Annotated in this window: 22 protein-coding genes; 7 read left to right on the top strand and 15 right to left on the bottom strand. The window is 75.2% G+C overall.

Going from position 1 to position 22,188, the window contains the following annotated elements:
- Window positions 1–2 precede the first annotated feature (2 nt).
- Complete coding sequence (locus ACWDXC_RS20645) at window positions 3–818, bottom strand: formylglycine-generating enzyme family protein (RefSeq protein ID WP_449984786.1); 816 nt, start codon at window positions 816–818, stop codon at window positions 3–5.
- 249 nt (window positions 819–1,067) lie between these two features.
- Here ACWDXC_RS20645 and ACWDXC_RS20640 point away from each other — a divergent pair, with 249 nt between their 5' ends.
- The 3 genes from ACWDXC_RS20640 to ACWDXC_RS20630 all read left to right on the top strand — a co-directional run bounded on the left by ACWDXC_RS20640 (window position 1,068) and on the right by ACWDXC_RS20630 (window position 3,889).
- Entirely contained in the window at window positions 1,068–2,717 is a 1,650-nt protein-coding gene (locus tag ACWDXC_RS20640; protein WP_449984202.1) for a hypothetical protein, read from the top strand.
- A 10-nt stretch (window positions 2,718–2,727) separates the two neighbouring features.
- Entirely contained in the window at window positions 2,728–3,675 is a 948-nt protein-coding gene (locus ACWDXC_RS20635; RefSeq protein WP_449984199.1) for a Ppx/GppA phosphatase family protein, read from the top strand.
- A 79-nt stretch (window positions 3,676–3,754) separates the two neighbouring features.
- Window positions 3,755–3,889 (top strand): hypothetical protein, encoded by a 135-nt coding sequence (locus ACWDXC_RS20630; protein WP_281427400.1) that lies wholly within the window; start codon window positions 3,755–3,757, stop codon window positions 3,887–3,889.
- Here the strand turns inward: ACWDXC_RS20630 and ACWDXC_RS20625 are convergent.
- The 3 genes from ACWDXC_RS20625 to ACWDXC_RS20615 all read right to left on the bottom strand — a co-directional run bounded on the left by ACWDXC_RS20625 (window position 3,884) and on the right by ACWDXC_RS20615 (window position 5,378).
- Window positions 3,884–4,312 carry an ATP-binding protein gene (locus ACWDXC_RS20625; protein WP_219513846.1) on the bottom strand — a complete coding sequence of 143 codons (429 nt, stop codon included), beginning with the start codon at window positions 4,310–4,312 and terminating at the stop codon, window positions 3,884–3,886. The genes ACWDXC_RS20630 and ACWDXC_RS20625 overlap by 6 nt on opposite strands.
- 115 nt (window positions 4,313–4,427) lie before the next feature.
- A complete protein-coding gene (locus ACWDXC_RS20620; protein ID WP_449984196.1) occupies window positions 4,428–4,979 on the bottom strand; it encodes a TetR/AcrR family transcriptional regulator in 552 nt (183 codons plus the stop codon).
- 84 nt (window positions 4,980–5,063) lie between these two features.
- The gene (locus ACWDXC_RS20615; protein WP_449984193.1) at window positions 5,064–5,378 is read right to left on the bottom strand and encodes an STAS domain-containing protein; all 315 of its coding nucleotides are present in this window, start codon (window positions 5,376–5,378) and stop codon (window positions 5,064–5,066) included.
- Between the two features lie 66 nt (window positions 5,379–5,444).
- On the opposite strand from ACWDXC_RS20615, the gene ACWDXC_RS20610 reads away from it, so the two are divergent.
- A complete protein-coding gene (locus tag ACWDXC_RS20610; protein ID WP_449984190.1) occupies window positions 5,445–6,374 on the top strand; it encodes a GNAT family N-acetyltransferase in 930 nt (309 codons plus the stop codon).
- A gap of 17 nt (window positions 6,375–6,391) precedes the next feature.
- Here the strand turns inward: ACWDXC_RS20610 and ACWDXC_RS20605 are convergent, their stop codons facing one another.
- From ACWDXC_RS20605 to ACWDXC_RS20570, 8 genes are read right to left on the bottom strand one after another with little or no spacing between them, the layout of a single operon-like run.
- Complete coding sequence (locus ACWDXC_RS20605) at window positions 6,392–7,708, bottom strand: AAA family ATPase (protein ID WP_449984188.1); 1,317 nt, start codon at window positions 7,706–7,708, stop codon at window positions 6,392–6,394.
- Entirely contained in the window at window positions 7,705–9,132 is a 1,428-nt protein-coding gene (locus tag ACWDXC_RS20600) for a hypothetical protein (RefSeq protein WP_219513832.1), read from the bottom strand. The genes ACWDXC_RS20605 and ACWDXC_RS20600 overlap by 4 nt, the downstream gene beginning before the upstream one ends.
- Window positions 9,129–10,226 (bottom strand): hypothetical protein, encoded by a 1,098-nt coding sequence (locus ACWDXC_RS20595; RefSeq protein ID WP_219513830.1) that lies wholly within the window; start codon window positions 10,224–10,226, stop codon window positions 9,129–9,131. Before ACWDXC_RS20595 ends, ACWDXC_RS20600 begins: the two co-directional genes overlap by 4 nt.
- A complete protein-coding gene (locus ACWDXC_RS20590; protein WP_449984183.1) occupies window positions 10,223–11,026 on the bottom strand; it encodes a hypothetical protein in 804 nt (267 codons plus the stop codon). The genes ACWDXC_RS20595 and ACWDXC_RS20590 overlap by 4 nt, the downstream gene beginning before the upstream one ends.
- 48 nt (window positions 11,027–11,074) lie before the next feature.
- Window positions 11,075–12,478, bottom strand: a complete 1,404-nt coding sequence (locus ACWDXC_RS20585) for a dihydrolipoyl dehydrogenase family protein (protein WP_449984180.1) — start codon at window positions 12,476–12,478, stop codon at window positions 11,075–11,077.
- Window positions 12,479–12,503: 25 nt separating this feature from the next.
- Complete coding sequence (locus ACWDXC_RS20580) at window positions 12,504–13,193, bottom strand: class I SAM-dependent methyltransferase (RefSeq protein ID WP_449984177.1); 690 nt, start codon at window positions 13,191–13,193, stop codon at window positions 12,504–12,506.
- Window positions 13,194–13,224: 31 nt separating this feature from the next.
- Window positions 13,225–13,767 carry a hypothetical protein gene (locus ACWDXC_RS20575; RefSeq protein WP_449984174.1) on the bottom strand — a complete coding sequence of 181 codons (543 nt, stop codon included), beginning with the start codon at window positions 13,765–13,767 and terminating at the stop codon, window positions 13,225–13,227.
- The gene (locus ACWDXC_RS20570; protein WP_219513814.1) at window positions 13,764–14,957 is read right to left on the bottom strand and encodes an acyl-CoA dehydrogenase family protein; all 1,194 of its coding nucleotides are present in this window, start codon (window positions 14,955–14,957) and stop codon (window positions 13,764–13,766) included. Before ACWDXC_RS20570 ends, ACWDXC_RS20575 begins: the two co-directional genes overlap by 4 nt.
- Before the next feature lie 61 nt (window positions 14,958–15,018).
- On the opposite strand from ACWDXC_RS20570, the gene ACWDXC_RS20565 reads away from it, so the two are divergent.
- Window positions 15,019–15,192: a hypothetical protein gene (locus ACWDXC_RS20565; RefSeq protein ID WP_449984170.1), complete on the top strand. Its 174-nt coding sequence runs from the start codon at window positions 15,019–15,021 to the stop codon at window positions 15,190–15,192.
- On the top strand, window positions 15,147–15,260 hold the full coding sequence (locus ACWDXC_RS20560; protein ID WP_449984169.1) for a hypothetical protein: 114 nt from the start codon (window positions 15,147–15,149) through the stop codon (window positions 15,258–15,260). The genes ACWDXC_RS20565 and ACWDXC_RS20560 overlap by 46 nt, the downstream gene beginning before the upstream one ends.
- Before the next feature lie 10 nt (window positions 15,261–15,270).
- Here ACWDXC_RS20560 and ACWDXC_RS20555 read toward each other — a convergent pair whose 3' ends face one another.
- Window positions 15,271–16,806, bottom strand: a complete 1,536-nt coding sequence (locus tag ACWDXC_RS20555; protein ID WP_449984168.1) for an MFS transporter — start codon at window positions 16,804–16,806, stop codon at window positions 15,271–15,273.
- Window positions 16,807–16,953: 147 nt separating this feature from the next.
- Here ACWDXC_RS20555 and ACWDXC_RS20550 point away from each other — a divergent pair, with 147 nt between their 5' ends.
- Window positions 16,954–20,238 (top strand): BTAD domain-containing putative transcriptional regulator, encoded by a 3,285-nt coding sequence (locus tag ACWDXC_RS20550; RefSeq protein ID WP_449984165.1) that lies wholly within the window; start codon window positions 16,954–16,956, stop codon window positions 20,236–20,238.
- On the opposite strand, the gene mctP is transcribed toward ACWDXC_RS20550, so the two are convergent.
- Together mctP and ACWDXC_RS20540 are read right to left on the bottom strand one after the other, a co-directional pair.
- Window positions 20,207–21,817 (bottom strand): monocarboxylate uptake permease MctP, encoded by a 1,611-nt coding sequence (mctP, locus tag ACWDXC_RS20545; protein WP_357591662.1) that lies wholly within the window; start codon window positions 21,815–21,817, stop codon window positions 20,207–20,209. The two genes, ACWDXC_RS20550 and mctP, sit on opposite strands and share 32 nt — an antisense overlap.
- Window positions 21,814–22,023 carry a DUF3311 domain-containing protein gene (locus ACWDXC_RS20540; RefSeq protein ID WP_219513799.1) on the bottom strand — a complete coding sequence of 70 codons (210 nt, stop codon included), beginning with the start codon at window positions 22,021–22,023 and terminating at the stop codon, window positions 21,814–21,816. The genes mctP and ACWDXC_RS20540 overlap by 4 nt, the downstream gene beginning before the upstream one ends.
- Window positions 22,024–22,188: the final 165 nt, after the last annotated feature.

Genomic DNA, 22,188 nt, shown 5'->3' with positions numbered 1-22,188 from the left:
GCTCAGACTATGGCCGCACAGCGGAAACCCGTGTGCCCGGTGGCGGAGTCGGGGGTGTTGGAGGTGCGCGCCGCCACCCGGTAGCGGTTGCAGTAGGAGTCGTGGCACATGTACGAGCCGCCGCGGATCACCTTGGCCTCACCCTCGGCCGGGCCGGTCGGGTTGTCGGCGTACGGCTCCCACTCGACGCCCCACCAGTCGGCGGTCCACTCCCACACGTTGCCGGAGACGTTGTAGAGGCCGTAGCCGTTGGGCTGGAACGACTTGACCGGCATCGTGCCCTTGCTCGGCGCCGACGGGAAGTGGCCCTGCCAGATGTTGCACCGCTGCCGCCCCTTCGGCGCCAGCTCGTCGCCCCACGGGTAGCGGGCCCGCTCCAGGCCGCCGCGCGCGGCCATCTCCCACTCGGCCTCCGTCGGCAGCCGCTTGCCCGCCCACGCCGCGTAGGCGCTCGCGTCGTGCCACGACACGTGCACGACCGGGTGGTTCTGCCGGTGGCCCACCGAGGAGCCCGGCCCCTCGGGCGTGCGCCAGGTGGCGCCCTCCACCCCGGCCCACCACGGCGCCCCGGGCACGCTCGCCTCCAGGACGCCCCGGCCGGCGAACTGCCGGAACACGAACGACCAGCCGATGCGCTCGGCCTCGGTCACGTACCCGGTCTCCTTCACGAACGTGGCGAACTGCGCGTTCGTCACGCACGCCGGGTCGATGAGGAACGGCTCCACCCGCACCCGGCGCACCGGGCCCTCGCCGTCCTCCGGGCGGCCGTCGGGGTCGTCGCCGCCCATCCAGAACTCGCCGCCGGGGATCCGCACCATCCCGCGCGGCGGCTCCCGCCGCACCGTCACGGGCCCGGGTGCGGGTGCGAGTGCGGGCGTCGGCACGGTGAGCACCTCGTGCGCCGCCGTGACCGCGCCTGTCCCGCTGCCCGTCCCGCCGACAGCCCCGCCGCCCGCGCCGGGCCCGCCGGGCTCCCCGGCCGCCTCACGGCTCGGACCGCAGCACGCGCCCATCCCGGCCCCCCTCTCACGTGTGTCGTGGCCTCTAGGAAGGGTAGTCGCCCTGCCATGCGCACGATCACGCGGCCGCCGCGCGCGAACGCCGCCGAGACACTGCGGCTGGGCCTCACCCTGGTCCTGCCGGCCCTCGCGCAGGGCGTCATCGTGCGCCGCCCGCTCATGGTCCGGCTCGCCGCGCTCGCCCGCGCCGACGACCGGGCCGTCCGGCTGCTCGCCCGGCTGCGCGCCCGCCACGGCGACGGCCCGCTGCTGGTCCGGGTGCCGCTGCGGGGCTGGGCGGTGCTCGTGCTGTCGGCCGCCGACGTGCGGCGGGTGCTCGACGACCGCTCGCTCACCCCGGCCAACCGGGAGAAACGCGGCGCCCTCGGCCACTTCCAGCCGGACGGCGTGCTCATCACCCCCGAGCCGGAGCTGCGGGAGCGGCGTCACGACTACAACGAACGGGTGCTGCTCCCCGACTTCGGGCCGGTCGCGCGGGCCGCCGCCGAGGAGGCGGCCACGCTGCCGTACCGGGGCGTGCTCACCTGGACGGACTTCCACGCCGCGTTCTGGCGGCTGGCCCGGCGCGTCGTGCTCGGCGACGGCGCCCGCGACGACGTGACCCTCACCCGGATGCTCGACCGGCTGCGCGGCGACGCCAACTGGTTCTACCTGCGCGGACGCCGCACCGACGTGTACCGCGCCTTCCGGCGGCGGCTGGACGGCCACCTGGCGCGCGCCGAGCCCGGCAGCCTGGCCGCTGCCCTGGCCGCCACCCCGGCCCCCGCCGACGTGTGCCCGGAAGGCCAGGTGCCGCACTGGCTGTTCGCCTTCGACGCCGCCGCCATCGCCGCCTACCGCGCCCTCGCCCTCCTGGCCACCCACCCACCCCCCAGAACCGCCCACCCGGGCCCACCCAGCACGCCCGCCCACCCGCCCCCGTCCGGGATCACCGGAGACGGGACCGCCGTGGAGGAGTCCGCCGTGGGCGGGGCCGCCGTGGGCGGGGCCGCCCCCCACCCAGGCCCGTCCGGCACCGGCGGGCGCCCGGACGCCCCCCGCCTGGGTCCGTCGTCCGGGGCTGCGGGGCGAGGGGCAGCGCGCCCGTCCGGGACGGCCCGGGACGGGGCCACCGGCCACCCGGGTTCTCCCGAGTCCGCCGAGGGCGGGACCGCCGTGGTGGGGGCCGCCGTGGGCGGGGCCGCCGCCCGCCCGTCCCCGTCCGGGGCCGCCGCGCACCCGCACTCGGCCGGGGTTGGCGGGTGTGGGGTCGGTGGGGCGGAGGTGCGGGCGGCGGTGTTGGAGTCGGTGCGGTTGTGGCCCACCACGCTGGCGATCCTGCGCGACACGACCGGCCCCACCGAGTGGGGCGTCCCCGAAGGCAGCCTCGTGGCGATCTACAGCCCGTACGTGAACCGCGCCGAGGCAGGCGACCACTACCGCCCCGGCCTGTGGACCGGCGACGACGCCTGGGACGACGGCGAGCCGCTGGACGGCGGCGGCGCGTGGGCGGGCGGCGACGCGCGCACCGGGGTGCCGTTCAGCGCCGGGTTCGCCCGGTGCGCGGGCCGCGACCTGGTGCTGTTCACCACGGCGAGCCTGCTGGGCGCGTTCCTGCGCGAGCGGGAGGTGTTCGCCTCGGTGCGCCTGGAGGGCGCGCTGCCCGCCTCGTTCGACCACACCGGGCTCCGCTTCGCCGTGCGACAAGGGGACCTGTAGCGTTCGTGCCATGCGACTCGGCGTGCTGGACATCGGCTCGAACACCGTCCATCTTCTCGTCGTGGACGCCCACCGGGGCGCCCGGCCGATTCCCGCCTTCTCCCACAAGGAGGAGCTGCGCCTGACCGAGCACCTCGACGAGCGCAACCGCCTGTCGGGGGAGGGCGTCGAGCGGCTGGGCGCGTTCGTGGCGGAGGCCGTCCGGCTGGCCGAGGACAAGGGCGTGGAGGACCTGGTCGCCTTCGCCACCTCCGCCGTGCGCGAGGCGGCCAACGGCGATCAGGTGCTGGCCGAGATCGACGCGCGCTGCGGCGTGCACATCGAGGTGCTGTCGGGCCGCGACGAGGCGAGGCTGACGTTCCTGGCGGTGCGGCGCTGGTTCGGCTGGTCGTCGGGCCGGCTGCTGGCCTTCGACATCGGCGGCGGCTCGCTGGAGATCGCCTGCGGGGTCGACGAGGAGCCGGACGTGGCCGTGTCGCTGCCGCTCGGCGCGGGGCGGCTGACGCGTGACCGGCTGAGCGCCGACCCGCCCGGCGCCGACGAGGTGCGCGCGCTGCGCCGCCACGTACGGGCCGAGATCGCCCGCACGGTCGGCGACGTGGTCCGCTTCGGCGAGCCCAACCGGGCGGTGGCCACCTCCAAGACGTTCAAGCAGCTCGCCAGGATCGCCGGCGCGGCTCCCAGCAGCGAGGGCGTGTACGTGTCGCGTTCGCTGTCCCGGCAGGACATGGCCGACTGGGCGGTCAAGCTGACCACGATGGGCTCGGCGGAGCGCGCGGAGCTGTCGGGGGTGTCGGAGGGGCGGGCCATGCAGCTCGCGGCGGGCGCGATCGTCGCCGACGCGGTGATGGACCTGTTCGAGGTGGAACGGCTGGAGGTGTGCCCGTGGGCGTTGCGCGAGGGGGTCATACTGCGCCGGCTCGACCTGCTGCCCGGCCGCCTCGACACCACCGAGTAAGGGCGAAATATCGTCATATAACGACCAAGTGGCCGCGCTGAACTGCATCAAATGGTGTTATGCGGGCAATCGTTGCCAGATGTGGTCACTGCTCAGCGCGGTCGCGTCCCTGGCGATCGCCCTCTCCCTGTCGTTCCTGGCCGTGATCCTCATCTCGGTGGTCGTGCTTGTCTGGCTGGCGCTGCTGGCGAGCCTGACCGCCAGGGAGTCATGACGCCAGGAACTGCCCCGCCGCCCCCGGGCTGTAGCGCAGCCTCTTCTCCAGGCACACCACGGCGCCGTCCTCCGGCTTGTTGACGAACCGCACGTCGTCGGCCAGCGCCCGCATGATCTGCAGCCCCCGGCCGTGCTCCGCGCCCGGTTTCGGGGGCCGTACCGCCTCGGGGTCGAAGCCGTCGCCGGTGTCGATCACCCGGATCACGCACAGGTCGTCGCGCACGCCCGCGGTGACCGTGTACTCCTCGCTCGGCTCCGCGTGCCTGATCACGTTGGAGCACGCCTCGGAGAGCATGAGCTCGATGTCGTCGCGGATCTGCGGCTCGACGCCCAGCGACCGTAGCGTGCCGTCGAACAGCCGCCTGATCAGCGGGACGCTGGCCGCGTCCCTCGGCAGCCGGAGCGCTATCGTCGCCTCCACGGCGTCTCCTTCCGTCTCGACCGTGGAAGCACTCTGCCCGTGATCGGGCCGCCCAATCCGCACCCCCTCCCGGGTCGGGCGGCGTCTCCCTGCTCGGGCCCGGAAAACCTGTTCGTCAGTCGGCCGGTTCCAGCAGTCGCAGCGCCACCTCCAGCGAGGCCGCGGCGGCCTCCTCCTCGCTCAGCGTGTCGTCGTGCCGGATCCACTTGGGCGCGTGCAGCGTGAACAGCGCCATCGACCGGCTGACCCGGGTGACCGCCGGGGTGCCCGGCTCGCTCATCGCCGCGACCATCTCCAGCAGCACCTCGCGCAGCCGCAGGATCTTCGGGTGGTCGCGCAGCGCGGTCTGGTTGCGTTCCAGGAACCGGGCCACCTCCAGGTGGCGCGGGTGACGCAGCCGGTCGGCGTAGCGCAGCACCAGCTCACGCCGCATCTGCGGGGTCTTCGGCTGCGCCCTGGCCCACTCCAGCAGTTCCTCCAGCTCGGCCACGCGCCGTTCGGCCAGGCCGGCGACGATGTCGTCCTTGGTCTTGAAGTGGTAGTAGAGGGCGGCCTTGGTGACGCCGAGCCGTTCGGCGATCTCCCGCAGCGAGGTCGCCTCGTAGCCCTGCTCGATGAAGAGGCCGAGCGCGATCTCCTGGATCCGGGACCGGGTGTCTTCCCGCAAAACGCACCTGTCTTGACTGTACGGGGGTGTCGGGGCCCCAGTTTAGGAGCCCAACTAGCCGGTCGGCAAGTAAGGCGGATCGGGTCAGCCGGGCGGCAGGCCGAACAGCCGGTCCAGCCCCGTCATCTTGAGCAGCCCGCGCAGGTAGGGCGTCACCGCGACCAGGCGCAGCTCGGCGTCGTCGGCGCGGGCCCGCTGCCAGAGCCGTACCAGCGCGGCCAGCCCGGAGGAGTCGACGAACGTCAGCCCCGACAGGTCCAGATCGAGCCGTTGCCAGCCGCCGGGCAGCTCGGCCAGCTCGTCGGCGGTGTCGTGGTCGAGCTCGCCGCTGAGCGCCACCCGCGTCGCCGTCGCGTCGAGCGCGACGACGTCCACGGTCAGCGGTGTCTTCTCGGACATCCCCCCAGATTAGACCCGCGGGAAAATTGGGAGGCGGGCGGCACGCGACTTGTGCAGAATCACCGCATGCACACCCTCAGCCGGCCGCGTCCCGAGAACGCCGCGGCCATCCACGAGCTCGTCGCCGCGCGCGACGTGGCGGTCCTCGGCGTCCCCGACCTGACGCTCGACGACGTCCGGGGCGAGCTCGCCGAGCCCGCCTTCGACCTGGAGGCGGACGGCTGGCTGGCCCGCGACGCCGACGGCCGCCTGGACGGCTGGGCATGGGCGTGCGCGCCCGGCGACGGCGACGTGGTCGACGTCGAGGTGGTCGTCCGCCCCGGCGTGACCGGGCTCGCCGAGCGGCTGTGGCCGGTGGTGCTGGGCCGCGCCGCCGAGCTGGGCCGCGCCCGCGGCCACGCGACGGCCTCCGCCTCCGTCGGCGTCTACCGCACCGACCAGCCCCAGCGGGCGCTCGTCCAGGGCTACGGCTTCGAGCCCGGCACCAGCTTCTACCGCATGCGCGCCGACTTCGACGGTCCGGTCGAGCCGCCGCCCGTGCCCGCCGGCGTCACCCTGGAGACGGGGGAGAGCGACGACGTCCGCCGCCGGGCCCACCGCGTCCACCAGGACGGCTTCGCCGGCCACTACGGCTTCACCCCCACCGGCTACGACCAGTGGTACGAGCGCCGCCAGGCGCACGCCACCACCGACTGGAGCCAGCTCACGCTCGCCAGCGTCGGCGGCGAGCCCGCCGCCGTCTGCCTCGGCAACGACCAGTTCGCCGCCGACGAGGGCTGCGGCTATGTCGCCCTGCTCGCGGTGCTGCCCGCCTTCCGGGGCCGCGGCCTGGGCCGGTTCCTGCTGCGGCACGCCTTCGCCGCCGACGCCGCACGCGGGCGCAAGGGCACGATCCTGCACGTCGACTCCAACAACACCACGCCCGCCCTGGGCCTGTACGAGTCGGCCGGCATGCGCCCCGTCCTGATCATCGACATGTGGCGGCGCACCGTCTGAAGGTCGCGTGAAGGCGGTCAGACCCGGTGCCGCGCCAGATGGTCCAGCACCGCCTGGTTGGCCTCCCAGCCGTCGGGGAATTTCACCGGCGCCCCCAGCCGCACCGGCTCGGCCGACGGATGGGCGTCGAGCAGCTCGGCGATGCCCGCCCTGGCCACGACCACGCAGGCGTGCCGGTGCCGTGACGCCAGCACGCACAGCCGCCCCGACTCCAGGTGGAACGCGGTGGCGTCGCGCCGCCCCGACAGCGGGTGCAGCACGATCGTCACGTCGTACTCGCGGCCCTGCAGCCGGTTGGCGGTGTCGACGGTGATCTCCGGCGGCAGCCCGGCCGCGCGGATCGCCGCCACCTGGTCGCGGTGCGCCGCGCCGACCGCGATCCGGTCGGCGGTCACCGGCCGCTCGCCCTGCTCCGAGCCCGCCACCGCGCCGCGCTGCAGCAGCCGGGCCGCCAGCAGCGCCACCGCCTCGACGGCCTCGCCGTCGGTGCGCACGGTGTGCCGGTTCGGCAGCTCCAGCAGCGCCCACCCGGAGCGGGCGGCCTCCTCCAGCGCCCGGTCGTGCACGGTGCCCATGCCGCCGGTGGTCAGCTCCAGCCGCCGCTCGCCCGGCCCGGTGCCGGAGCGGAACCCGGTGAACGGGTAGAACGCCCGCGACACCACCGGCGCCGCCGACGCGGGCAGCCGCCATGACACCGGCAGCCGGTGCACCGGCAGGTCGGGGTTGTGCCGCAGCAGCACCGACACCGCGCTCTGCAGCGGGTCCCACGACAGCCCCGACCACCGGTCGCCGTCGACGACGGAGAACGGGTCGAGCTGCCCCGGGTCGCCCACGAACAGCGCCCGGTCGAACAGGGCGGCGATGCGCAGCAGCTTGTCCGAGCGCATCTGGTACGCCTCGTCGACGATCGCCCACGGCCAGGTGCGGCCCGCGATCCACGCCCACTTGTCGGCGGTGGCGATGACGATGTCCGGGTCGCCCAGGTCCTGCACGCGGGTGCCGACGGTGACGCCGGGCAGGTCGAGCAACCGCGCCGGGGTCACGTAGCCGCCCGCTGACAGCCGGCCGACGGTCAGGTGCGGGTGCTTGTCGCACAGCCGGGTCACCAGGTCGTCGACCTGCTCGTTGGTCTGCGCGACGATCATCAGCGGCTCGCCGGTCGCGGCGATGTGCGCGGCGGCCCGTACGACGAGCGTGGACTTGCCCGCGCCCGGCGGCGAGTCGACCACCACGCCCCGGTGGCGCGGCAGGTCGGCGAGCACGGCCGTGATGACGTGCTCGGGCGTGAGCTCGGGAGCGGCCCCTGCAACGGACTCCGGAGCGGCCTGCGTCATGACCATTCCTCCACGGCGTCCTCGTCGGCGGGCACGTAGGCGGGCGGCGGGCCGCCGTGCGTCCACGGCGTGGCCTCGGCCTCCGGCAGCGCGGGCGCGCCCTGGAAGTCGTCGGTGAGCGAGGTGTAGCAGACCCGCTCGCCGGGCTCGGGCACCGCGCCGGGCGTCGGCGTCCGGCCCCGCCCCATGCCCTTGGTGATCTTGAGGGTGACCAGGCCGCCGTCCGCCGACACCAGCTCCGCGCCCTGCCCGCGCCGCTGAGGCGTGCCCAGCGACGTGCCGGGCGGGATTCGTACCGGATCGTCGGTCTTGACCACCACGAGCGGGCGCAGCTTGCGCGAGCGGCCCTCGCCCTCGGTGTTGTCCGGGACGGTCTCGACGACCTCGCCCGCGAACGCCTCGCCGGTCAGCCGGTATTCGGCCATGACGAGCGGGTCGTCGTAGGCGCGCTGCACGTCGTAGGCCGCCTGGGCGCGTTCCATGCGCGCCAGTCGGGCGGCGGCGGCCACCGCGCCGTCGCGCCGCGCCTGCGGCGGCGCGCCCTCCTCGATCTGCGCCGCCATGCCGCTGAACGAGGCCCGGTCCTGCTCCCACCGCTGGGCGACGCCCGCGCCCGGCTCCAGCGCGCGCAGCAGGTCGACCGCCTGCCACATGAGCCGCCAGGTGGGGGCGAGCTGCGTGCGCAGCGCCTCGGTGACGCGCTCGGCGGACTCGCTCTCCATCGCCGGAGCCAGCACCTCGGCGTCGAACCCGGGGTCGGTCGCCGGGCCGGCCGGCGGCCAGACCAGCGGGTCCTCCGCCTCGTCCGACGGCCCGGTGGTGATCCAGGCGACCAGCGCCGCCAGGTTGGCGTCCTCCAGCGCGCTCTGCCCGCTCGCCCAGTGGCGGGCCAGCTCCTCCGTCGCGGCCATCGCCAGCGACGAGCCCGGGTACGCGGCCCGCTCGGCGAAGTACGTCAGCCACCGGCCCAGCAGCGGCACCCCCTGCGGCACCGGGTAGGGCCCGTCGGTGCGGCGGAAGCGGGTGGAGCGGCCCAGCAGCCGGGTGAACGCCACGCCCGCCCGGTTCGGCAGCAGCAGCTGCGGCGCGTCCAGCGCCCGCTCGTACGGGTCGGCGTTGCGGCGCTCGACCGTCTCCGTGCTGCCGAGGAAGCTCTCCACGTACGGCACCAGCACCCCGGCCAGCTCGGCGGCCCAGGCGAAACGCAGGTCGCGGTTGCGCGGCTGGGTCACCACCAGCAGCCGCGGCGCGTCCCGGTCGGTGCCGAGCATGGCGGCCAGCGGCGCGGCGGCCTCCCCGGCGAGCTTCAGCGGGATGAACACCATCGGCCGCTCGGACAGGTGGCAGTGGCGCACGGTCGCGATCGGCTGCGCCCGGCCCGCTTCCACGGCCCGCAGCCGGGCCAGCGAGGTGAGCAGGCTCACGTCAGGCACTCCCTGCGCAGCCGCTCGGCGCCGCGCAGCAGGCGGGCGATCTCCTCCTGGCCCTCGGCCGGGGCGCGCGCCCCGTCGGCCAGCGCCAGCGCCTCGCCCACCGAGGCGACGCCGCCGAGCTCGTCGCGGACGTGCCGGCCCAGCAGGTCGGAGGCGCCCTCCTGGCGGGCCTCGTCCCGGCAGAAGAAGCACAGGTCGCAGGTGGACAGGCAGTCGGGCGCGTAGCGGGCCGCCGCCCCGCGCACCGCGTCGGCCAGCTCGGCCACCGGCCGCGACGGCAGCCCGTCCTCGTCCGGCATCAGGTCGAACGTGAGCCCGTCGGGCAGCGCGTCGATCAGCCGGTCCAGGTCCGTCATGCGGGCGAGCTGGCGGCGCAGCACCGCGAGCTGGCGGCGCACGTCCACCAGCGTCGCCACCGGCCGGTTGGCGAAGTTCTCCGGGCAGACCAGCACCACCTCGTGCGAGACCCGCAGCGGGTCGTGCCCCAGCTCCTCCAGCAGCCCGCGCAGCGCCAGCACGTAGACGGCCGCCTGCCGGGCCGCCGCCGCGGCCGCCGCCGGGTCGGCCTGCCCGTCGATCACCGCGAACGACTTGATCTCCACGATGTGGAAGCGCCCGCCGAGCTGGAAGGCCACCACGTCCGGCTCCAGGTAGGCGGTGTGCCCGGCGATCTCCAGCGTGAACAGCGGATGGTCGTAGACGGTGCCCGCGTCCTCCTCGCGCACCGCGCGGTCGATCAGCGCGCGCGTGTGGGTGTGGCGCAGGTGCGCGCCGACGTTCTCCACGTCGTGGTAGGCCACCTCGGCGATCGGCAGGCCGAGCAGCTCGCGCAGCATCCGCAGCAGCTCGGCGCACCCGTCGGCCTTCACCAGCGCCTCGAACGCGTTGCCGCGCGTGATCGCGAACGGCGACTGCCCGAACGGCGCGGGGAAGCCCAGGTGGCGGGCGGCGGCGCCCTTGTCGATCCCGGCGCCGTCCATCAGCGCCCGGCGGGTGCAGCCGGGGTTGGCCGCCAGCGCGGCGATCGCCCGCGCGTCATGCGGCTTCGGCGGCGTGGTGCCGCGCAACGCGTCAAGCCGGTTCATCGTTCTCCTGATCTTGCGACGGTGTTCAGCGTAGCGGCGCCGAACAGCCTTGCCACGTCACCGAGCTGGGATGTCGCGCGACCGGCCAGCTCCGCCCGGTCCAGCGCGTCGCGTTCGGCGTGCACGGCCAGCTCGCGCCGGGCCGCGTCGGCCACCCGCGCCGGGTCGGGCGGGCCGAGCCCGTCGCCGCCCGCGCCCGGGATGTTGCGCGCCATCCTGGCCAGCAGCCGCTCGCCCTCCGGCGGCGCCTGGCCGAGCCCGGCCAAGTGGGCGGCGATCCGGGCGGCGCCGGTCAGGAAGTCGACCCTCGGGCTGAGCGGCCCGACCACCCGGCGCTCCACCGGCCAGGTGCTGAGCGTGAGCAGGGCGCGCGCGGGGGAGAGGCGGTCGGTCAGGGCCGCGCACAGGTAGTACGGCCTGCCGTACGGCGAGGAGCGGAACGAGCGCTCCTCGTCGCGGCGCAGGCTGGTGAGCTGGGCGCTGCGGATCGTGCCGGCGAAGAACGCCTGGCTCACGGTGACGATGAGCCGCGGCTGCGCGGGCGCGTCCAGCAGCGCCAGCGCCTGGTGGACCTGCTCGCGCACGGTGACCAGCCGCAGCCCGTCGCCGCGCCCCTTCCCCGGGCCGCTCCGCGCGGGCTCGCCGGGGGTGCTGACCAGGGCGTCCCAGGCGCGCTCCGCGGCACGCAGCTCGGCGCGGAGCCCGCGCGCCGTGGCCGTGTCCCGGACGCGCATCGCCGTACGGACACCGGCCCGGAGCTCGTCGATCCGCCTTTCGAGATCGTCCAGCCGGTCACTCATGGCGCGACTGTAGCAAGAGTTCCAGTAATCTCCAGCAATTTCAGGACATCAGAGGCCGTACGCCTCCAGCAGCCGCAACCACACCTCGCTCACCGTCGGGAACGACGGCACCGCGTGCCACAGCCGCTCCAGCGGCACCTCGGCGGTCACCGCGACCGTCGCCGCGTGCAGCAGCTCGGCCGTGCCCGGCCCCGCGAACGTGACGCCGAGCAGCACCCGCCGGTCCTCGTCCACGACCGCCTTGGCCCGCCCCCGGTAGCCGTCGCCCAGCAGGTAGGCGCCCGCGACCGAGGCCAGGTCGTACTCCACCGCCCGCACCCGGAACCCGTCACGCCGGGCGGCGGCCTCGGTCCGGCCGACGGAGCACACCTGCGGATCGGTGAACACCACCTGCGGCGCCCCGAAGCCGTCGGCGCTCGCCCGCAGCGAAGGCAGGTCGTCCGGCTCGCCCTTGGCGCGGGCGGCGATCACGTCACCGCACACCCGGCCCTGGTACTTGCCCATGTGGGTGAGCAGGTTGCGCCCGTTGACGTCACCGACCGCGTACAGCCAGTCCAGGCCGGGCACCCGCAGGCTGTCGTCCACCTCGACCGGCCCGTCGGCCAGCCCGACGCTGTCCAGCCCGAGCCCCGCGGTCGCCGCCCGGCGGCCGGTGGCCACCAGCAGCTCGTCGGCCACCAGCGGCGGCCCTTCCGCCAGGTGCACGGTCACCGGGCCGCCCGGCACCGGCCGCTCGACCCGCGCCGCCTCGGCGCCGGTGCGCACGTCGATGCCGGACGCGGCGAACGACGCGGCCACCAGCTCGCCGGCGAACGGCTCCATCCGCTCCAGCAGCGAGCCGCCGCGCACCAGCACGGTCGTCCGGCGGGCGCCGAGCCCGTGCATGGCCTGGGCCATCTCGCACGCCACCACGCCGCCGCCGATGACCACCAGCCGCTCGGGCACGGACGTGGCCGCCGTCACCTCGTGGCTGGTCCACGGCTTCGCCTCGCGCAGGCCGGGCACCGGCGGCACCGACGCCGTCGTGCCCGTGGCCAGCACCACGGCGTGCCGCGCGGTCAGCACCCGCTCCCCGCCGCCGGGCGTGGCGACCCGCACCCGCCTGGGGCCGTCGAGCCGGCCGCGCCCGCGCACGTACGCGGCCGGCAGGCCCTCGATCCAGCCGACCTGGCCGGAGTCGTCGTAGCGGGACACCGCCTCGTCACGGCGCGCCAGCACGGCGGCGGCGTCGATCGGGCCCAGCGTCAGGCCGGGCACCCGCCCGGCCTCGCCGGCCAGCTCCACCGGCCGCAGCAGCGCCTTGCTGGGGATGCACGCCCAGTAGGAGCACTCACCGCCCGCCAGCCGGTCCTCCACGATCGCCGCCGACAGCCCGCCGCGCACCGCCCGGTCCGCCACGTTCTCGCCGGCCGGACCGGCGCCGATCACGATGACGTCGTACTCCTCGGACATGACCACCTCCAGAGCGCCCAGTCTTTCAGGCGTCCGGCACCGCCTTCAGCCAGGCCCGGTCCTCGGTGAGGAACCGGTCCAGCCGCAGCCCCGCCTCCGCCAGCGCCTCGCCCAGCCGCTCGTCGGTCAGCAGGCGGGAGGTGAACGACTGCGTCCACACGCGCCCCTCGTGCGAGTAGCGCATGGTGGCGTTGACGACGCCGGGCGCGACCTCCTCCTGGGCCGCCAGCTCCAGCCGCAGGCCGCCGTCCGTGGTGCGGCCCTGGCCGACGGCCGCCCTGCCGTGCCGCTCCGGCGGCGTCCACTGGATCAGCACCGAACCGCCGGGCGCCACGTGCCGCGCGCACGTCTCCAGCAGCCCCCGCCGGTCCTGGTCGTCGGCGGTGTGCACGAGCTGCGAGGCCAGCAGCACGCCGTCGAAGCGCCGCCCGAGATCCAGGTCCTGGATGCGCGAGCGCACGGTCCGCGCGCCGCGCACGTGCTCCAGCATCTCGGCCGACTCGTCCACCGCGACGACCTCGTAGCCGAGCTCGATCAGCGGGTGCGCGATCCGGCCGACGCCCGCGCCCAGGTCCAGGACCGACCCGCCCGGGGGCACCACCCCGGAGATGATCTCCGGTTCGCCGTTGGCGCCCATCAGCAGGTAGAAGGAGACGGGCGAGCCGTCGGGGGTGATCGAGCCGGTTCCGGTGCCGCTGTTCGGGATGATCGCCATGATCCGACGCTAACCGAGCGCCTCACCGCTGTCAGTCCAGCATCCGCAGAAGGTCCCATTCGTTCTCGCACACGCGCCGCCCGATCGCCGCCAGCTCCACCGACCGCTCGCCGCCGCGCAGGTGCCGCATCGCCTGCATCACGCAGATGACGCCCCACTTCAGCCCCGAACCGCCACGCCCGGACGCACAGCCAGCCCAGGTCCTCCAGGGGGTCAGCTCGAACACCGGGTGCGGCTGCCCGGTGAGGTCGAGCAGATCCCGCCACCGGCGCAGCGGGTCGGCCGCCTCACCGCCGGGCACCGGCACCCCGGCCCGGCCGGCCTGCCGCATCAGCTCCGCCTCCCCGCGCAGCCCGCCCTCCAGCTCGCCGCCCAGCCCGGCCTCCGGTCCGGGGCCGGAGGCCAGGCGCAGCACCAGCGCGTGCCGCCGCCCGGCGGCGTCGGCCACGTCCACGGACCACGTCTCCCGCGACGCCCCGCCGGACAGCCTCGCCCGCGCCACCACCCGCGCCGCGCCGCCGAACACCTCACGGACGACGCCGCCGGGACCGGTCGTCTCCCGGCCGTCCGTCACCGGAGCCCGAACTCCCACGTGCCGCCCGCCGCGTACACGCCGAGCACCCGCCGCCCCACCGAGTCGATGTGCACCTCGTCCGGCCCGTCGTAGATCCGCCCGGCCCGCGCGTGCCGGTACATCCGGTCCAGCGGCGTGTCCGGCGTGAGCCCCGCCGCCCCGTGCACCTGGATGGCCCGGTCGATCACGTTGTGCAGCATCCGGGCGCCCACCACCTTGATCGCGCCGATCTCCACCCGCGCGTCGCCCCCCGAGTCGACCACCTCGGCCGCGTGCAGGGTGAGCAGCCGGGCCGCCTGGATCTCGGCGTAGGAGTCGAAGACGTGCTCGCGCATGAGCTGCTTCTTGGCCAGCGGCTCGCTGAACGCGGTCCGCTCGTGCAGCCGGCGGCACATCAGGTCGAAGGCCCGCTGCGCCTGCCCGAGCCACCGCATGCAGTGGAAGATCCGCCCCGGCCCGAGCCGCCGCTGCGCGATCACGAACCCCTGCCCCCTGGCCCCGAGCAGGTTGCCCGCCGGCACCCGCACGTCCTCGTAGCGCACCTCGCAGTGCGCCCCGCCGAGCCCCAGCACCGGCGTCTCGCGCACGATGTTGTAGCCGGGCGTCGCGGTCGGCACCAGGATCATGGAGAAGGCCAGGTGCGGCGGCGCCTGGTCGTCCTCGGTCCGGCACATCACGGTCGTGTACGCGGCCTGCGAGGCGCCCGTGGTGAACCACTTGTGCCCGTTGATCACCCATTCGCCGCCGTCGAGCACCGCCGTGGTCATGATCTGCGTGGGGTCGCTGCTGGACACGTCGGGCTCGGTCATCGCGAAGCTGGGCGAGATGTCGCCGCGCACCAGCGGCATCAGGTAGCGCTCCCGCTGCTCGGCCGAGGCGTGCTCGTGCAACATCAGCGAGTCCTGCAAGGTGTACGAGCCCAGCACGAGCTGCCCGAACTCGCTGCGCCCCTGCACCTCGTTCACGTACACGTAGTCGAGGAACGGCAGCCCGCCGCCGCCCAGCTCGCGCGGGTGGCCGAGCGCCCACAGGCCCTCCTTCTTGGCCTCCTCGCGCAGCTCGCGCAGGGTCGCCGCGGCCGCCTCCCCGCCCTCGTGCAGCACCCGCTCCGACGGCTCGACCCGCTCGGTCATGAACGCGTGGACGGCGTCGCGGACCGGCCGGACGCTGTCGGGTACGGCGAAGCTCATGGCCCGATCCCAGCCGAAAACGGTTGCGGGGTCAACGGCCCGGTCCGGGAGAATGCGGGGCATGACAGGTGATGGGCGCGGCCCGCACGACGCCCCCTCGGCCGCCGAGCTGGTCGCCGCCGTGCGCGAGTTCCTGACCGCCGACGTGCTGCCCGCCGTCGAGGGCGGTACGCGCTGCTGGCGCGGGCCGTGCGGGAGGGCCGCTTCGACGGCGACGACCGGCGGGCGGAGCTGACCGAGCTCCTGACCCGGGCGGTGCGCGCCAAGCTGGACGTCGCCAACCCCGGTTACCCGGCCGGCTGAGGGACGCCGGTCACCCCTGCCCCGGCGGCGGCTGCCGCAGCAGCGCGACCGCGGCGACCGCCAGCACCGTCACGACGGCGGCCGCGATCCCGGCCGCCAGGTTCAGCCCGTCGGTGAACGCCTCCCGGGCCCGCTCCAGCACCTCGGCGGCCACCGGGCCCGGCAGGTCCGCGGCCACCGCGCCGGCGAGCGTGTCGCGCACCGCCTCCGCCACCGGCCCCGGGAGGCTCCCCGGCAGCGCGCCGCCGAGCTCACCCCGGTAGACGGCGGTGACGGCGCTGCCCAGCCCGGCGACGCCCAGCGCGATGCCGAACTCCATGCCCGTCTCCGACATCGCCGCGGCCGACCCGGCCCGGTCCGGCGGCGCCGAGCCGACCACCAGGTCGGTGCCGAGCGCCATCAGCGGCCCGATACCGGTGTAGACGAGCACGAACCCGGTCACCAGCAGCGGCAGGTCGCCGGCCCCGACCTGGCTGATCATCACGTACCCCGGCGCCGAGAGCAGCAGCGCGCCGCCGAGGACGTACCCAGGACGCAGCCGCCGGGTGAGTGCGGGCGTCAGCGAGGAGGCCGCGGTCACCGCCACGGCCGCGGGCAGCAGCCACAGGCCCGCGGCGATCGGCGACAGCCCCGCCACGAGCTGGAGATACTGCGTGACGAACAGGTACAGCCCGCCCATCAGGCCGAGGCCGAGCAGCAGCACCAGCAGCGCGGCGCCGAACGCCCGGTTCGCGAACAGCCGCAGGTCCAGCAGCGGATCGGCCAGCCGGCGCTGGCGCAGCACGAACAGCGCGCCGAAGACCACCCCGGCCAGGACCGTCCCGGCCGCCAGCGGGCCGGGCCCGTGCTCGGCCAGATGCTTGACCCCGTAGATCACCGGCAGCACCGTGAGCAGGGAGAGCACCACGCTGGCCAGGTCGATCCGGCCCGCCGCCGGGTCGCGGTACTCGGGCAGCAGCAGCGGCGCCGCCACCAGGAGCAGCGCCATCACCGGCAGCGCGAGCAGGAACACCGAACCCCACCAGAACCACTCCAGCAGCGCCCCGCCCAGGACCGGGCCGACGGCGACGCCGACGGAGAAGCAGGTCACCCACACGCTGATGGCGACCCCGCGCTGCCGGGGGTCCTTGAACATGGTGCTGATCAGCGCCAGCGTCGAGGGCATCAGCGTCGCGCCGGCGATGCCGAGCAGCGCGCGGGCAGCGATCAGCATCTCCGGGCCGGTGGACACGGCGGCCAGGGCCGAGGCGAGGCCGAAGCCGAGCGCCCCGGCCATCAGCAGCCTGCGGCGGCCGATCCGGTCGCCGAGCCTGCCCATGGTCACCAGGAAACCGGCGATCATGAAGCCGTAGATGTCGACGGCCCACAGCAGTTCGGCGCCGGTGGGCTCCAGGTCCGCGCCGAGGTGGGGGACCGCCAGGTTCAGCACGGTCGCGTCCAGGGCCAGCAGGACGGTGGGCAGCGTGAGCACGAAGAGCCCCAGCCACTCCCGGGGCCCGGCCCTGAGGTCCGCCGGTGCGGGGGACACGGGGGACACGCTCGTCATGGAAGATCCTTCGTGGTCGTGAATCGCGGTACGCGCCCAGCCTGCGACGGGGCGCTCTCGACCGGCTCACGTCCCGCTCTCGACCCGCTCTCGTCCCGCGCTCGGGCGGCTCCCGGCACGTCCCGGCGCTGCACTACCGTGGATCTCATGCGATTCGGGGTGCTGGGGCCGCTCGGCGTGTGGCGGGCGGACGGCAGCCCGGTCACCGTGCCCGGCCTCAAGACCCGCCTGCTGCTGGCCGTCCTGCTGGCGTACGAGGGCCGTCCCGTGTCGGCGGACCGGCTCGCCGACGAGGTGTGGGCGGACGGCGAGGCCCCCGGCGACCCGTCCGCCGCGCTGCAGACGCGGATCTGGCAGCTGCGCAAGGCGCTGGAGAGCGCCGAGGAGGGCGGCCGCGACCTCCTGGCGCGGCGCGACGACGGCTATCTGCTGCGCACCCGCCCCGAGGACGTCGACATGGGCCGCTTCTCGATGCTCACCGCCCGCGCCCGCGCCACCGACGACCCCGCCGCCCGGGCGGGCCTGCTGTCCGACGCGCTCGCGCTGTGGCGGGGCGCCGCGTTCTCCGGCTTCGCGGACGCCGCGTTCGCCCGCCCCGTCGTCACCCGGCTGGAGGAGGCCCGCCTGGCCGCCCTGGAGGCCCGCGCCGACGCCCTGATCAGGCTGGGCCGTCACCTGGAGGTGGCCGAGGAGCTGCACGAGCTCGCCGTCCGCCACCCGCTGCGCGAGCGGGTGCACGTCCTCCACCTGCGCGCGCTGCACGCCGCCGGGCGCACGGGCGAGGCGCTGGCCGCCTACGGGGAGCTGCGCACCCGGCTCGCCGCCGAGCTGGGCCTGGACCCCGGGCCCGAGCTCGCCGCCCTGCACCGGACCCTGCTGGAACGCGACCCGGCGCCCGCCCCCGCCCGCCGCCCCGCGACGAACCTGCCCGCTCCGCTGACCGAGCTCGTCGGCCGCGAGGGCGCGGTGCGCGAGGCGGCGTCCGTGCTGGCCGCCGCGCGGCTCCTGACGCTGACCGGGTCCGGGGGCGTCGGCAAGACCAGGCTCGCGCTGGAGACGGCGGCCCGGCTCGGCGGCGGCTTCCCCGACGGCTCCTGGCTGGTCGAGCTGGCCCCGCTGACCCCTGACGGCGGCCCGGACGCCGTGGCCCGGGTCGCCGAGGCCGTCATGACCGCGCTGGGCGTCCGTGAGGGCGCGGGCACGGCCGAGCCGGCCCCGCCCGCGCTCGGCCTGGCCGGTGCACTGGCCGGCGCACTGGCCGGCAAGCGGCTGCTGCTGCTTCTCGACAACTGCGAGCACCTCGTGGGCGCGGTCGCCGAGCTGACCGCGCTGCTGCTCCGGCGCGCCCCCGGCCTGCGCGTCCTGGCCACCAGCCAGGAGCCGCTGGGCATCCCCGGCGAGGTCGTCCTGGCCGTGCCGCCGCTGGAGCTGCCCGCACCCGCCGCCGAGCCCGATCCCGGCACGCTGGCGCGCTCCAGCGCCGTCGAGCTGTTCGTCGCCCGGGCCGCCGCCGTGGCGCCCGGGTTCAGGCTCGACGCCGGCAACGCCCGCGACGTGGCGGAGATCTGCCGCCGGCTCGACGGCATCCCGCTCGCCCTCGAACTGGCCGCCACCCGGGTCAGGGCCCTCGGCGTGCGCGGGCTGACCAGCCGCCTCGACGACCGCTTCCGGCTGCTCGCCACCGGCTACCGGGGCGCGCCGCCCCGCCAGCAGACGCTCCGGGCCACGATCGACTGGAGCTGGGACCTGCTGACCGGCCCCGAGCGCGCCGTGCTGCGCCGGCTCGCCGTGCACGCCGACGGCAGCACGCTGGAGGCGGCCGAGGCCGTCTGCGCCGGTCCCGGCGTGCCCGCGCAGGACGTGCTCGACCTGCTCGCCCGCCTCGTGGACCGCTCGCTGGTCATCATGACCGAGCACGCCGACGGGCCCCGCTACCGCCTGCTCGAATCGGTCGCCGACTACGGCCTGGCCCGGCTGCGGGAGGCGGGCGAGGAGGACGACGTACGCGGGCGCCACCGCGCCCACCACATCGGCCTGGCCCGCCTGACCGCGCCGCTGCTGCACGGCCCCGAGCAGGGGCGCGGGCTGCGCCTGCTGGACGCGGAGGCCGCCAACTTCGGGCGCGTCCTCGACGACGCCGTCCGCCGGGGCGCGGCCGGGGAGGCGCTCGCCCTGGTCAACGCGCTGAGCTGGTACTGGTTCCTGCGCGGCAGGCTCCGGGCGGCCGGCCGGTCCCTGGACGCGGCGCTCGCCCTGCCCGTCCGCGACCCGGCCGCCGAGGCGTCCCCCCGTGCGCAGGCCCGGGCGTGGCGGGCGGGTTTCGCCGCCCTCGTCGGCGACGGCGCCGGGCGGATGCCGTACGGCGACGTCGCGGAGCTCCTGCGCGGCGTGACCGGCCCGGGCGAGCGGGCCAGAGCCCGGTGGTTCCTCGGCTTCGCCCTGTTCGGGGTCGGCGACCAGGCCGCCAGCGAGGAGCTCGTCGACCGGGCGCTGGAGGAGTTCGGCGCCCTGGGCGACACCTGGGGGACCGCGGCGGCGCTGAGCGTGCGGGCCAACCAGGCGCACGTGCGCGGCGACCTCGACCGGCTGGCCCGCGACGGGCGGCGCAGCGCGGAGCTGTTCACCGGGCTCGCCGACGCCTGGGGGCGGCTGCAGACCGCCGAACCGCTCGCCGCGCTGGCCGAGATGGCGGGCGACTACGAGCACGCGGCCCGCCTGCACCGGGAAGGGCTCCGCCTGGCCGAGGAGCTCGGGCTGTGGCCGGAGGCCGCGGACCGGCTGACCAGCCTGGGCAACGTCGCCATGCTCACCGGCGACCACGCCCGGGCGCGGGAGCTCCACCGGCGGGCGATGCGCCTGGCCGCCGAGCACAGCTTCAAGCCCGGGGAGATCCACGCCGAGGTCGGGCTCGGCCTCGCCGCCCGCCGCGAGGGACGGCTCGACGCCGCCGAGACCCACATGCGCCACGTGCTGACCTGGCAGGCCGCGATGGCCTTCGAGCCGGGCCGCGCCCTCGCCCTGGCCGAGCTCGGCTTCGTCGCCGAGCTGCGCGGCGACGCCGAGCGGGCCCTGCGCCTGCACCTGGACGGGTGGGCCGCCGCCCAAGCCACAGGCGACCCCAGGGCCCTGGCGCTGGCCCTGGAGGGGCTGGCCGGGGCCCAGGCCCTCGCCGGACGCCACACGGGCGCGGCCGTGCTGCTCGGCGCCGCGCACGCCGCCAGGGACTCCGTTGGGATGCCGTTGCCGCCCGCCGAGCGGGGCGACGTCGACCGGATCACCGCGTCGATCCGCCGGCACCTGACCGAGGACGCCTACCGGGCCGCCCACCGGCGCGGCGGCGAGCTGACCCCCGAGGAGGCGCTCGCCGCCGCCGTCCCCGAGCACGGGGCCGGGGGCCGGGTCAGTGCGTCCCGGTCAGGTCCATCGGCTTGACCTTCGGGTCGCCCTCGTCGGCGAAGTAGTCGCTCCGCGCCGTCGCGTCCTTGCCGTCGGCCACCTTCAGCGCCCGGAACAGGTACGTCCCCAGCACCGCCACGACCAGGTTCACGGCCAGCGCCAGGAAGCCCGCGTAGATCGTCATCTTGGTGTCGAACCCGAGGTTGCCCAGCGAGAACGCCGACCCGCCGAAGTGGGCCTTGCCGCTGGCCGGGTTCGGGATCAGGTAGAGCATCCACAGGCCGGCGCCGAGCCCGGCCGCCCAGCCGGCGATCAGCCCGCCCTTGTGGAACCAGCGCGTGTAGAGGCCCAGCCCGACCGACGGCAGCGTCTGCAGGATGATGACGCCGCCGATGAGCTGCAGGTCGATGGAGAACTGCGGGTCGAGCATCAGGATGCACAGCACCGCGCCCACCTTGACGACCAGCGACACCAGCTTGGAGACCTTGGCCTCCTGGGCGTCGGTGGCGTTCTTGTTCAGGTACTCGCGGTAGACGTTGCGGGTGAACAGGTTCGCCGCGGCGATCGACATGATCGCGGCGGGCACCAGCGCGCCGATGCCGATCGCGGCGTAGGCGACGCCCGCGAACCAGTCGGGGAACATCTGGTCGAACAGCGCGGGCACGATCGTGTTCGTGTCCGCCTTGCCGTTGGCGCCCACGACCGGCTTGGTCCCGGCGGCTATGGCCATGAAGCCGAGCAGCGCGATCAGGCCGAGCAGGAAGCTGTAGGCGGGCAGCGCCGACATGTTGCGCTTGATCACGGCCCGGTTCCTGGACGCCAGGGCGCCGGTCAGGCTGTGCGGGTACAGGAACAGCGCCAGCGCCGACCCGAAGGCCAGCGTGATGTACTGGAGCTGGTTGGAGGCGTTCAGCGTGATCCCGTCCGCCGGGTTGGGCGTGGCGGCGAACTTCGCCGCGGCGGCGTCGAAGATCGACCCCCAGCCGCCCAGCTTGGCCGGGATGTAGATGACGGCCGCCAGGATCACCACGTAGATCAGCGTGTCCTTGACGAACGCGATCAGCGCCGGGGCGCGCAGCCCCGACTGGTAGGTGTAGGCCGCCAGGATGGCGAACGCGATGATGATCGGCAGGTGCCCGGTGATGCCCATCGTCTTGAGCACCGCCTCGATGCCGACGAGCTGCAGCGCGATGTACGGCATCGTCGCCACCAGGCCGGTGATCGCGATGAGCAGCGCCAGCGTCGGCGAGCCGAACCGGGCCCGGACGAAGTCGGCCGGCGTGACGAACCCGTGCACGTGCGAGACCGACCACATCCGCGCCAGCACGAGGAACACCAGCGGGTAGATCACCACCGTGTACGGCAGCGCGTAGAAGCCGAGCGCCCCGGCGCTGAACATGAGCGCGGGCACGGCCACGAACGTGTAGGCGGTGTAGAGGTCGCCGCCCACCAGGAACCAGGTGATCCAGGTGCCGAAGTTGCGCCCGCCCAGCCCCCACTCGTTGAGGCTCTCGATGCTCTCGGGCCGCCGCCATCGGGCGGCGACGAAGCCCATGCCGCTCACGAGCAGGAACAGCAGCGTGAAGACGACCAGCTCGGTCGTGTGCGCGCTCACTTGGTCATCCGGTAGACGAGCGTGGTGCAGCCGACGCCGACGGCGATGAAGGCGATCTGCAGCCAGTAGAACAGGGGGAAGCCGAGCAGGCGGGGCTCGTCCGCGTTGAACAGGAACGTCAGCAGCGGCAGCACGATCGGCACGAACAGCAGCCAGTTCCACGGGCTGCGGTCGGTCCGCGGCTCGGCGTCTCGGGGGGTGGTCATCGGTGTCTCCCGTGTCCACGTCAGGAGCCAGGGGCGCCGTGACCGGGCCCGTGACTCGCGGTCAGTGGTGGGAGAGTAACGCTGCGGGGATATTAACCCCAATGTCACCTTTATCACGATTTAGCGTAGAAAGTCCGGTCCGGGTCGGCCACCGCCACCGGGCCG

The sequence above is a fragment of the Nonomuraea sp. NPDC003214 genome (assembly GCF_053590035.1).
This window is presented reverse-complemented; position numbering and strand designations above follow the sequence as displayed.